The sequence below is a fragment of the Kitasatospora sp. NPDC056273 genome (assembly GCF_042268845.1).
In the GTDB taxonomy this organism is placed as follows: Bacteria; Actinomycetota; Actinomycetes; order Streptomycetales; family Streptomycetaceae; genus Kitasatospora.
The window spans coordinates 19,685-31,507 of the sequence record NZ_JBHJSJ010000083.1; the positions used below are offsets into that span (position 1 = coordinate 19,685).

General features: G+C 71.0%; 9 protein-coding genes. All 9 read left to right on the forward strand.

Translation table 11 applies throughout. The features are described 5' to 3' along the window. Positions 1 to 381 precede the first annotated feature (381 nt). The 9 genes from eccD to ACFCY1_RS38845 all read left to right on the forward strand — a co-directional run bounded on the left by eccD (position 382) and on the right by ACFCY1_RS38845 (position 11,521). Complete coding sequence (gene eccD / locus ACFCY1_RS38805) at positions 382 to 1,842, forward strand: type VII secretion integral membrane protein EccD (RefSeq protein WP_049651682.1); 1,461 nt, start codon at positions 382 to 384, stop codon at positions 1,840 to 1,842. A gap of 227 nt (positions 1,843 to 2,069) precedes the next feature. Beyond that, positions 2,070 to 2,360, forward strand: a complete 291-nt coding sequence (rpsO, locus tag ACFCY1_RS38810) for a 30S ribosomal protein S15 (RefSeq protein WP_031072625.1) — start codon at positions 2,070 to 2,072, stop codon at positions 2,358 to 2,360. A 457-nt stretch (positions 2,361 to 2,817) separates the two neighbouring features. Beyond that, positions 2,818 to 5,025, forward strand: coding sequence for a polyribonucleotide nucleotidyltransferase (locus ACFCY1_RS38815; protein ID WP_049651681.1), 2,208 nt, complete (start codon positions 2,818 to 2,820; stop codon positions 5,023 to 5,025). Between the two features lie 120 nt (positions 5,026 to 5,145). Further along, complete coding sequence (locus tag ACFCY1_RS38820; RefSeq protein ID WP_234348371.1) at positions 5,146 to 6,498, forward strand: pitrilysin family protein; 1,353 nt, start codon at positions 5,146 to 5,148, stop codon at positions 6,496 to 6,498. Positions 6,499 to 6,545: 47 nt separating this feature from the next. Next, complete coding sequence (gene dapB, locus ACFCY1_RS38825; RefSeq protein WP_375877580.1) at positions 6,546 to 7,292, forward strand: 4-hydroxy-tetrahydrodipicolinate reductase; 747 nt, start codon at positions 6,546 to 6,548, stop codon at positions 7,290 to 7,292. A 70-nt stretch (positions 7,293 to 7,362) separates the two neighbouring features. After that, on the forward strand, positions 7,363 to 7,821 hold the full coding sequence (locus ACFCY1_RS38830; protein ID WP_049651678.1) for a tetratricopeptide repeat protein: 459 nt from the start codon (positions 7,363 to 7,365) through the stop codon (positions 7,819 to 7,821). After that, entirely contained in the window at positions 7,818 to 8,549 is a 732-nt protein-coding gene (thyX, locus tag ACFCY1_RS38835) for an FAD-dependent thymidylate synthase (RefSeq protein ID WP_049651677.1), read from the forward strand. The genes ACFCY1_RS38830 and thyX overlap by 4 nt, the downstream gene beginning before the upstream one ends. Positions 8,550 to 8,764: 215 nt before the next feature. Next, positions 8,765 to 9,664: a 4-hydroxy-tetrahydrodipicolinate synthase gene (dapA, locus tag ACFCY1_RS38840; RefSeq protein WP_375877581.1), complete on the forward strand. Its 900-nt coding sequence runs from the start codon at positions 8,765 to 8,767 to the stop codon at positions 9,662 to 9,664. 171 nt (positions 9,665 to 9,835) lie between these two features. Further along, positions 9,836 to 11,521 carry a ribonuclease J gene (locus ACFCY1_RS38845; RefSeq protein WP_117487801.1) on the forward strand — a complete coding sequence of 562 codons (1,686 nt, stop codon included), beginning with the start codon at positions 9,836 to 9,838 and terminating at the stop codon, positions 11,519 to 11,521. The last annotated feature ends 302 nt before the right edge of the window (positions 11,522 to 11,823 follow it).

Consider the following 11,823-nt stretch of genomic DNA (forward strand, 5'->3'; position numbering starts at 1 on the left):
GATCACTTCGGCATCAGCCCTCACGTGACTTGCGCACGCTCCGTACGGGAATCCGGTGACTGGGGACGCCCCACCCAGCGCAGCCCCCGTACCTCTGCGCAGGCGCCGATCCTAACGGTCGCCCCCGCACCGCCCGCCAGGGCCCGGTACGCACCGGCACCGGACACGAACCGAACGGGTAGGGTAACGCCGCGCCAACTCGCGGCCCGGTCGGGCCGGTTCCACAGCAACACCGAGCGCCGCCGGGCCTCGGCACCGTCAACAAGGGGGAGCGCCACGTGCGTCGAAGGATCGAGGTGCGGGCATGAGTGAGCGGAGCGAGCTCATCATCGAACACCGCGCAGTGGGCGGAGCGCCTGCCGGGCGAAGCGGGGTGGGAGCGTGAGCACCGCGGCCGCCACCGGCTACTGCCGGGTGACCGTCGTCGCCCCGGACCGCCGGATCGACGTCGCCCTGCCCGAGGACGTCCCGCTCGCGGACGTCTACCCCGAGGTGCTGCGGCTGGCCAACCAGAGCCAGCCCGACGGCACCCCCACCGGCTTCCACCTGGTCCGCCGGGACGGCACGGTGCTCGACAGCGGGCTGCCGCTGGCCGCCCAGCAGGTCCGCGACGGCGACCTGCTGGCGCTGCGCCCCTTCGCCGAGTCGCTCCCGCCGGCCGTCTACGACGACGTCGCCGACGCGATCGCCAGCGCCGTCGAGGCCGACCGCCGGTTCTGGACCGCCGAGCTGATGCGCGGCTTCGGCCTGATCGGCGCCGGGGTGCTGCTCACCCTGCTCGGCTTCGCGCTCTGGTTCTCCGACCTGCGCCACGACATGCACGGCCTGCCCGGCGTGCTGGCCGGCGTCACCGCCGTCGTGCTCACCGCGCTCGCCGGGGTCCGCGCCCGGGTCTACCAGGACGCCCACGCGGCCGTCGCGCTCGGCCTCGGCGCGCTGCCGCACGCCATGATCGGCGGCAGCGGCGTGATCGCCGTCGCCCACCTCGGGGACGGCCCCGGCCGGCTCCAGTTCCTGGTCGGCTGCGTCGCCGCCCTGGTGGTCTCCGTACTGCTGGCCGGCCTGCTGCCGGAGAAGGACGCGGTGTTCGTCGCCGCCGCCCTGGTCTCCACCGCCGGCGCGCTCGCCACCTTCGCGGCCGTCCTGCTGCCGGAGACCCCGGCCGGGCACATCGCCGCCGTCACCGGCGTCGCCGCCGTCGCCGTGGTCGGCTTCCTGCCCAGCCTCTCCGCCCGGTTCGCCCGGCTGCCGGTCGGCTTCAGCGCCCCCGGCCAGACCCGCACCCGCAGCCGCGACTACGACGAGGAGGCCGAGCGCGCCGAGGCCGTCCAGTACGAGCGGATCGCGCACCAGGCCCGCCGCGGGCACGAGGTGCTGGTCGGCCTGGTCGGCGGCTGCGCCGCGGTCGTGGTCGGCGCCTGCGCCGTCCTCGGCTTCACCGACGAGACCTTCCCCGAGGTGCTCGCGCTCGCCCTGGGCCTGACCACCATGCTGCGCGCCCGGCTGTTCCGCTACACCGCGCAGGTGCTCAGCCTCACGGTGGCCGGCCTGCTCGGCCTGAGCCTGCTGATCGTCGGGCTGTCCCTGCACACCCCGCAGTTCTTCCTGCGGGCGGCTGGCTCCACCACCGAGCTCGACCTGCGCACGATCTGGCTGACCGCCTCGATCGCCTTCGGCGCCGCGCTGCTCACCGCGATCGCCCTGGTGGTGCCGCGGCTCGGGGTCTCCCCGTTCTGGGGTCGCATCCTGGACCTGGTGGACAGCCTCACCCTGATCTCGCTGGTCCCGCTGGCGCTCGCCGTCCTGGACGTCTACCGGCTGGTCCGCGGCGCCACCAGCTGACCGCAGGCCCCCCGGAGCCGCCCGCGGAGGCCCCGGAACCGTCCCCGGAGCCGCCCGCCCGACCGCCGAACGGCCGGGTGGGCGGCACTGGTACGCTTGGCCTTCGAGCGCAGCCGTGTGTCCGCCCCCCGTGGGTCGACGACCGCCGGCCGCGCCCGCGACACCGAGTTCTCGATGAGTCCTGTGTTGTCGACCAGGACCGCTCGGTAGACCCTGAAGGAGTTGCAGTGGCTCTCGCCTCTGACGTCAAGAAGCAGATCTTCGCCGAGTTCGGCCAGAAGGAGGGCGACACCGGTTCCCCCGAGGTCCAGGTGGCCATGCTCTCCCGTCGTATCTCGGACCTGACCGAGCACCTCAAGACCCACAAGCACGACCACCACTCGCGTCGTGGCCTGCTGATCCTGGTCGGCCAGCGCCGCCGCCTGCTGCAGTACCTGGCCAAGAAGGACATCGAGCGCTTCCGTACGCTCGTCGACCGCCTGGGCATCCGCCGCGGTGCCGCCGGTGGCGCCCGCTAAGACCGCCGCTCGGGGGCGGCTCCCCACACCGGGGAGCCGCCCCTCGCGCGTATGCCGCGGCCGTTGAGCCGCGGCGCCCGCAGATAACAACTCGCGCGCACCTCCCCAGGTGGCCGAGGATTGCACCGTAGGGTTGTGGGCATGCCGGGTGATGGCGCACCAGCGCGCCACCCGGGCAGAAGGACCCAACCCCCCCCCGCGGGACGAAGGCTTCAAACGGAAGCCGCCCGCATCCGAGAGAGCGTCCAGACGCGGACCGCCCTTCCGGGCCCGGCAGCCGTGAGGCGCCGGTCCTCGGTAGTGGCCGTCGGAACCCCCGCAGACCGAGCGGGGCACTCCGGAGGCTTCGATCGAAGACCGGCCCGACTGCCGCCCTCCCCGAGGAGGGCCCGGGGCCCACCGCAGGCAGTACGCGGGGACGCTCTCCCGGAGACGTACGAAAGAGGAGATCTTCCAGGTGGAAGAGAACGTGTTCTACGCCGAGGCCGTGATCGACAACGGTTCCTTCGGCACCCGTACCATCCGCTTCGAGACCGGCCGTCTGGCCCGTCAGGCCGCCGGCTCCGCCGTGGCCTACCTGGACGACGACACCATGGTGCTGTCGGCCACCAGCGCGTCCAAGCAGCCGAAGGAGCACTTCGACTTCTTCCCGCTGACCGTGGACGTCGAGGAGCGGATGTACGCCGCGGGCCGCATCCCCGGCTCGTTCTTCCGTCGCGAGGGCCGGCCCTCCGAGGACGCGATCCTCACCTGCCGCCTGATCGACCGCCCGCTGCGCCCGTCCTTCGTCAAGGGCCTGCGCAACGAGGTCCAGGTCGTCGTCACCGTGATGGCGCTCAACCCCGACCACCTGTACGACGTGGTCGCGATCAACGCCGCCTCCGCCTCCACCCAGCTGGCGGGCCTGCCGTTCTCCGGCCCGATCGGTGGCGTCCGCGTGGCGCTGATCAACGGCCAGTGGGTCGCCTTCCCGACCCACAGCGAGCTGGAGTCGGCCGTCTTCGACATGGTCGTCGCCGGTCGCGTCCTGCCGGACGGCGACGTCGCGATCATGATGGTCGAGGCCGAGGCCACCGACAAGACCATCAAGCTGGTCGAGGGCGGCGCCGAGGCGCCGACCGAGGAGATCGTCGCCTCGGGCCTGGACGCCGCGAAGCCGTTCATCAAGGTCCTGTGCGCCGCGCAGTCGCAGCTGGCCGCCCAGGCCGCCAAGCCGACCGGCGAGTTCCCGGTCTTCCTGGACTACCAGGACGACGTCCTCGCCGCGCTGTCCGCCGCCGTCAAGGACGAGCTCGCCCAGGCGCTGACCATCGCCGGCAAGCAGGAGCGCAACAACGAGCTGGACCGCGTCAAGGCGCTGGCCGCCGAGAAGCTGCTGCCCGAGTTCGAGGGCCGCGAGAAGGAGATCAGCGCCGCCTACAACGCGCTGACCAAGAAGGTCGTCCGCGAGCGCGTCATCAAGGACAAGGTCCGCATCGACGGCCGCGGCGTCACCGACATCCGCACCCTGGCCGCCGAGGTCGAGGCCATCCCGCGGGTGCACGGCTCGGCCCTGTTCGAGCGCGGCGAGACCCAGATCCTGGGCGTCACCACGCTGAACATGCTGCGCATGGAGCAGCAGCTGGACACGCTCTCCCCGGAGACGCGCCGCCGCTACATGCACAACTACAACTTCCCGCCGTACTCCGTCGGTGAGACCGGCCGCGTGGGCTCGCCCAAGCGCCGCGAGATCGGCCACGGCGCGCTGGCCGAGCGCGCCCTGCTGCCGGTGCTGCCGACCCGCGAGGAGTTCCCGTACGCCATCCGCCAGGTCTCCGAGGCGCTGAGCTCCAACGGCTCCACCTCGATGGGCTCGGTCTGCGCCTCGACCATGTCGCTGCTGAACGCCGGTGTGCCGCTGAAGGCCGCCGTCGCCGGTATCGCGATGGGCCTGATCTCCCAGGAGATCGACGGCGAGACCCACTACGTCACGCTGACCGACATCCTCGGCGCCGAGGACGCGTACGGCGACATGGACTTCAAGGTCGCCGGTACCCGCAACTTCATCACCGCCCTCCAGCTGGACACCAAGCTGAACGGCATCCCGGCGTCGGTGCTCGCCGCCGCGCTGAAGCAGGCCAAGGACGCCCGCCTGCACATCCTCGACGTGATGAACGAGGCCATCGACTCGCCCGACGAGATGTCCCCGAACGCGCCGCGCATCATCACCATCAAGATCCCGGTGGACAAGATCGGTGAGGTCATCGGCCCCAAGGGCAAGATGATCAACCAGATCCAGGAGGACACCGGCGCCGAGATCACGATCGAGGACGACGGCACCATCTACATCGGTGCCGCCGACGGCCCGGCCGCCGAGGCCGCCCGCACCACGATCAACCAGATCGCCAACCCGACCATGCCGGAGGTCGGCGAGCGCTACCTGGGCACCGTGGTCAAGACCACGACGTTCGGCGCGTTCGTGTCGCTGATGCCGGGCAAGGACGGCCTGCTGCACATCTCGCAGATCCGCAAGCTGGCCGGCGGCAAGCGCGTCGAGAACGTCGAGGACGTCCTCGGCGTCGGCGCCAAGGTCCAGGTCGAGATCGCCGAGATCGACCCGCGCGGCAAGCTCTCCCTGATCCCGGTCATCGAGGGCGAGGAGGGCGGCGAGGCCGCTTCCGAGTGAAGCGCCGCTAGCTGACCCCCGCGGCCCGTACGCCTCACGGCGTGCGGGCCGCACCCCGTTGTCCACGCGTTCGTCCGTACGTGCCCATCCGCACGTGCGTTTCCTCTGGAGGTACCCCCCGTGGCGCAGGCCCCGGCGGTAACGCAGCGTCCCGGCACGACCCGGACCCTGCTCAAGGGCGTCGACGGCGCCGGCACGGTGCGCCGCACCGTGCTCCCCGGCGGCCTTCGGGTCGTCACCGAGACCCTGCCGACGGTGCGCTCCGCGACCTTCGGCATCTGGGTCGGCGTCGGCTCGCGGGACGAGACCCCGCAGCTCAACGGCGCCACCCACTACCTGGAGCACCTGCTCTTCAAGGGCACCGAGCGGCGTAGCGCGCTGGACATCTCGGCGGCCCTGGACGCGGTCGGCGGCGAGATGAACGCCTTCACCGCGAAGGAGAACACCTGCTACTACGCCCGGGTCCTGGACACCGACCTGCCGCTGGCCATCGACGTGGTCTGCGACATGCTCACCGGCTCGCTGATCCGCACCGAGGACGTGGAGTCCGAGCGCGGCGTCATCCTCGAGGAGATGGCGATGGCCGAGGACGACCCGGGCGACGTGGTGCACGACCTGTTCGCCAAGGTGATCTTCGGCAGCGGCCCGCTCGGCCGCCCGATCCTCGGCACCCAGGAGACCATCAGGACGCTCACCCGGGACCAGATCGCCGGCTTCTACCGCCGCCGCTACCGGCCCGAGCAGCTGGTCGTCGCCGCGGCCGGCAACCTCGACCACCGCAAGGTGGTCAAGCAGGTCGAGCAGGCCTTCGCGCCGCTGCTGGCGGCGTCCACCGCGGCGCCGGCCGAGGCCCGCCGCGGCGTCAAGGCGCTGCGCACGGCCGGCCGGGTCGAGGTGCTCAACCGCTCCACCGAACAGGCCCACCTGGTGCTGGGCGTGCCCGGGGTGCCCCGGCACGACGAGCGCCGCTGGGCGATGGGCGTGCTCAACGCGGCCCTCGGCGGCGGGATGAGCTCCCGGCTGTTCCAGGAGGTCCGCGAGAAGCGGGGCCTGGCGTACTCGGTCTACTCGTACTCCTCGTCCTACGCGGACAGCGGCCTGTTCGGCATCTACGCCGGCTGCCAGCCCAAGCGGGTCGAGGAGGTGCTGCGGATCTGCCGCGCCGAGCTGGCCAAGGTGGTCGAGGAGGGCATCACCGAGGAGGAACTGGGCCGGGCGATCGGCCAGATCTCCGGCTCCACCGTGCTCGGCATGGAGGACACCGGCTCGCTGATGAACCGGATCGGCAAGGCCGAGCTCAGCTACGGGCACCACCTGTCGGTGAACGAGATGCTGGAGCGCATCGCAGCGGTGACCCTGGAGGACGTCCACGCGGTGGCCCGTGATGTGCTGGGCGCGTACCGGCCGTCGCTCGCCCTGATCGGCCCGGTCAACGACAAGCGGGCCGCCAAGCTCGCCGATCTGCTGGTCTGATCCGCTTTTCCGGATCCGCTGAATCCCAGGTGAGAGGAACTTTTGCCATGACGCTGCGTGTCGCCGTGATCGGCGCCAGGGGACGGATCGGCTCCGAGGCGGTCAAGGCCGTGGAGGCCGCGCCGGACCTGGAGCTGGTCGCCACCCTCGGCCGCGGGTCGAACCTGGAGGAGCTGACCGAGGCCGGCACCCAGGTGGTCGTCGAGCTGACCCATCCCGACTCGGTGATGGGCAACCTGGACTTCTGCCTGCACCACGGCATCCACGTGGTCACCGGCACCACCGGCTGGACGGACGAGCGGCTCGCCACCGTCCGCGGCTGGCTGGACGAGGCCCCGGAGCTCGGCCTGCTGATCGCGCCGAACTTCTCCATCGGCGCCATCCTCGGCATGAAGTTCTCCCAGATCGCCGCCCGGTACTTCGAGTCGGTCGAGGTGGTCGAGCTGCACCACGACCGCAAGGCCGACGCCCCCAGCGGCACGGCCACCCGCACCGCCCAGCTGATCGCCGCCGCCCGGGCCGAGGCCGGCCGGCCGCCGCAGCAGGACCCGACCACCCACAGCCTGCCCGGCGCGCGCGGCGCCGACGTGGACGGGGTGCCGGTGCACGCGGTGCGGCTGCGCGGCCTGCTCGCGCACCAGCAGGTGATGTTCGGCGACACCGGCGAGACGCTCACCATCCGGCACGACTCGCTGCACCACAGCAGCTTCATGCCGGGCATCCTGCTGGGCGTGCGCAAGGTCGTCGGGACGCCGGGGCTGACCTTCGGCCTCGAACACTTCCTGGACCTGTGACAGTGTCGAACCAGACCGTGCCGTACCAGAGCACGCCGAACCGGACCGTACCGATCCCCGGAGGGGCCCGATGACCTCCCGCACCGGTTTCTTCGTCCTGTCCGGCGTGCTGCTGCTGGTCGCCCTGGTCTGCGTGGGCGAGGGCGTCCAGCTGATCGCCACCGGCAAGCCGCTCGGCATCGGCATCGGGGTCTGCGCCTTCGTGATCCCGGTGATCGGGGTCTGGTTCCTGCGCCAGACCGTCCGCTTCGGCCGGGACAGCGAGCGGCTGGCCCGCGAGCTGGAGGCCGAGGGCGGCCTGCCGGTGGACGAGCTGGAGCGCAGCAAGGGCGGGCGGATCGACCGGGCCTCGGCCGACGCGGTGTTCGCCCGCCGCCAGGCCGAGGCACAGGACGCGCCGGGCGACTGGCGGGTCTGGTTCCGCCTCGCCGTGGCCTACGCCGACGCCGGCGACACCCCGCGCGCCCGCAAGACCATGCAGCACGCCATCAAGCTGCACAGCACCGAACCCGCAAGGAGTAACGCGTGAGCGACGAACCGACGGCCCCCAGCTTCCGCAGCGACGTGACGGTGGAGCTGGTCCGCAGCGCCGCCGCCGACTCGGACGTCATCTGGGCGGCCCGGGTCTCGACCGCGGGCGAGCAGTCCCTGGAGGCCCTCCAGCAGGACCCGGAGAAGTCCAAGGGCCTGATCAACTTCCTGATGCGCGACCGGCACGGCACGCCCTTCGAGCACAACTCGATGACCTTCTTCATCAGCGCGCCGATCTTCGTGTTCCGGGAGTTCCACCGGCACCGCAGCGGCTGGTCGTACAACGAGGAGTCCGGCCGCTACCGCGAGCTCCAGCCGGTCTTCTACGTCCCGGGCGAGGAGCGCAAGCTCGTCCAGGAGGGCCGCCCCGGCAAGTACGAGTTCCACGAGGGCACGCCGGAGCAGCACCGGACCACGACCGCGGCGATGGAGGCCGCGTACGTCGAGTCCTACGCCCGCTACCAGGAGATGCTGGCCGCCGGGGTGGCCCGCGAGGTGGCCCGCGCGGTGCTGCCGGTGGGCCTGTTCTCCTCGATGTACGCGACCTGCAACTCGCGTTCGCTGATGCACTTCCTGTCGCTGCGCACCCGGCGGGAGAACTCGGCGGTGCCGTCCTTCCCGCAGCGCGAGATCGAGATGGTCGCCGAGCAGATGGAGGAGCAGTGGGCCCGGCTCATGCCGCTCACCCATGCGGCCTTCGAGAAGCACGGCCGGGTCGCCCCCTGACCTGGGACGACAGGCATACGGGCAGAGTGTCTGGCATGTCTGGATTGCGGCTTTTCTAGCCGCTCCCTACATTCGTGAACACGGATTCCGGTGCTGCCCGAACCCCCGAGCGGGCAGCACCGGAATCCCACGTCCGCGCCACCGACGCGCTGCACCTGTCCGAACACCGGACCGGCATGGGTACCGCCCCACCGCCTACGAGTAGCTTTGGACGCATGGCTCCGACCTCCACCCCCCAGACGCCGTTCGGCCGGGTCCTGACCGCCATGGTCACCCCGTTCACCGCCGACGGCGCGCTCGACCTCGACGGCGCCCAGCGCCTCGCCACGCACCTCGTGGACTCCGGCAACGACGGCCTTGTCGTCAACGGCACCACCGGTGAGTCCCCGACCACCAGCGACGCCGAGAAGGCCCAGCTGGTCCGCGCCGTGGTCGAGGCGGTCGGGGACCGCGCCCACGTGGCGGCCGGCGTCGGCACCAACGACACCCACCACAGCGTGGAGCTGGCCCGCCAGGCCGAGGCGGCCGGGGCGCACGGCCTGCTGGTCGTCACGCCGTACTACAACAAGCCCCCGCAGGAGGGCCTGTACCGGCACTTCACCGAGGTCGCCGACGCCACCGGCCTGCCGGTCATGGCGTACGACATCCCGGGCCGCAGCGGGGTCGCGCTGAGCCACGAGACGCTGGTCCGCCTCGGCGAGCACCCGCGGATCGTCGCCAACAAGGACGCCAAGGGCGACCTCGGCGCCGCGGCCTGGGCCATCGCCCGCGCCGACCTCGCCTGGTACTCCGGCGACGACATCCTCAACCTGCCGCTGCTGTCCGTCGGAGCCGTCGGCGTGGTCAGCGTCGTCGGGCATGTGGTGGCGGCGGACCTGCGGGCGATGGTCGAGGCCTTCCTGGCGGGCGATGTGGTCAAGGCCACGAGCATCCACCAGCGCCTGCTGCCGGTGTTCAGCGGTATGTTCCGCACCCAGGGCGTGATCCTCGCCAAGGCCGCGCTGGAACTCCAGGGCCTGCCCGCCGGCCCGCTGCGACTCCCGCTGGTCGGAGCGACGCCCGAGGAGATCGAGCGGTTGAAGCAGGATCTCGCCTCCGGCGGGGTACACCTTTAGCAGACACGGACGTGCGCGCCCCCGGCTCGCCGGACCTCCCCGGGTCCGCCGCTGGACCGGACCGTAGGCGCGAGAGCACAGACCCAGTAGGAAAACGACACTGAGTACGCGCGCCATATGTCTCCAGGGGGAGGACCCCGGACATATGGCGCGCGTCGTGAGGAGAGTCTTTTGAGCCACCCGCACCCCGAGCTCGGCGCGCCCCCGGCACTGAAGGAGGGCGCCCTCCGCATCACTCCGCTCGGCGGCCTCGGCGAGATCGGCCGCAACATGACGGTCCTCGAGTACGGCGACCGCATCCTGATCATCGACTGCGGCGTCCTCTTCCCCGAGGACGAGCAGCCCGGCGTGGACCTGATCCTCCCGGACTTCAGCTACATCCGGGACCGTCTCGACAAGGTCGACGGCATCGTCCTCACCCACGGGCACGAGGACCACATCGGCGCCGTCCCCTTCCTCCTGCGGGAGAACCCGGACATCCCGCTGATCGGCTCCAAGCTGACCCTCGCCCTGATCGAGGCCAAGCTCGCCGAGCACCGCATCCGGCCGTACGTGCTGGAGGTCAAGGAGGGCGAGCGCGAGCGCATCGGCCCCTTCGACTGCGAGTTCATCGCCGTCAACCACTCCATCCCGGACGCCCTGGCGGTCGCGGTCCGCACCCCCGCCGGCATGGTCGTGGCCACCGGTGACTTCAAGATGGACCAGCTCCCGCTGGACGGTCGCCTGACCGACCTGCCGACCTTCGCCAAGCTGGCGGAGGAGGGCATGGACCTGCTGCTGGTGGACTCCACCAACGCCGAGGTCCCTGGCTTCATCCCGCACGAGCGGGACATCTCGGCGGCGCTGCGCAACGTCTTCGCGAACGCCGACAAGCGCATCATCGTGGCCTCCTTCGCGAGCCATGTGCACCGCATCCAGCAGGTGCTGGACGCCGCGCACGAGTACAAGCGCAAGGTCGCCTTCGTCGGCCGCTCGATGGTCCGCAACATGGGCATCGCCCGCGACCTCGGCTACCTGAAGGTCCCCGGCAACATGGTCGTGGACGTCAAGCAGCTGGACGACCTGCCGGACAAGGAGGTCGTGCTGATCTGCACCGGTTCGCAGGGCGAGCCGATGGCGGCGCTGTCCCGGATGGCCAACCGCGACCACCAGATCCGCATCGTCGAGGGCGACACCGTCGTCCTGGCCTCCTCGCTCATCCCGGGCAACGAGAACGCGGTCTACCGGGTGATCAACGGCCTGACCCGCTGGGGCGCCAAGGTCGTGCACAAGGGCAACGCCAAGGTGCACGTCTCCGGCCACGCCTCGGCCGGCGAGCTGCTCTACTTCTTCAACATCTGCAAGCCGCGCAACCTGATGCCGGTCCACGGCGAGTGGCGCCACCTGCGCGCGGCCGCCGAGCTGGGCATCGCCACCGGGGTGCCGCGCAACCGCGTGGTCATCGCGGAGGACGGCGTCTGCGTCGACCTGGAGAAGGGCGTCGCCCGGATCGTCGGCAAGGTGCAGGCCGGGTACGTCTACGTGGACGGCTCCTCGGTCGGCGACATCACCGAGGCCTCGCTCAAGGACCGCAAGATCCTCGGCGAGGAGGGCTTCATCTCGGTCTTCGTCGCGGTCGACTCGACCAACGGCAAGATCGTCGGCGGCCCGACCATCCAAGCCCGCGGCTCCGGCATCGACGACAACGCCTTCGGCCCGGTCGTCGCCAAGCTCCAGGAGGGCCTGGACCGCTCGGCGAGCGACGGCGTGCTGGAGCCCCGTCAGGTGCAGCAGCTGGTCCGCCGGACCATCGGCAAGTGGGTCGCGGACAACTACCGCCGCCGGCCGATGATCCTGCCGGTCGTCGTCGAGGTCTGAGGCTCGCTCAAGACCGGCTGAGGCCGGTTTGACGTGGGGCGACCCGGTGCGTAATGTTCTCCGGGTTGCCCCACGGGACGGCCCCTCGGAAACGGGCTCGAATTCGGATTCGAATTCGAGAACGACCGGGGAAAACGGACCGAAAGACTCTGATAGAGTTCGGGAGCGCCGAAAGGCGAAAGCAAATCGGATGAATGAAACTCCGGAAAACGGAGCGGAAAACATCTGATAAGCTGGAAACACGAAAGAACGAAGCCCGGAGGGTCCGCTGGAAGGCGGTCCGAAGGAAGCGTCCGTTCCTT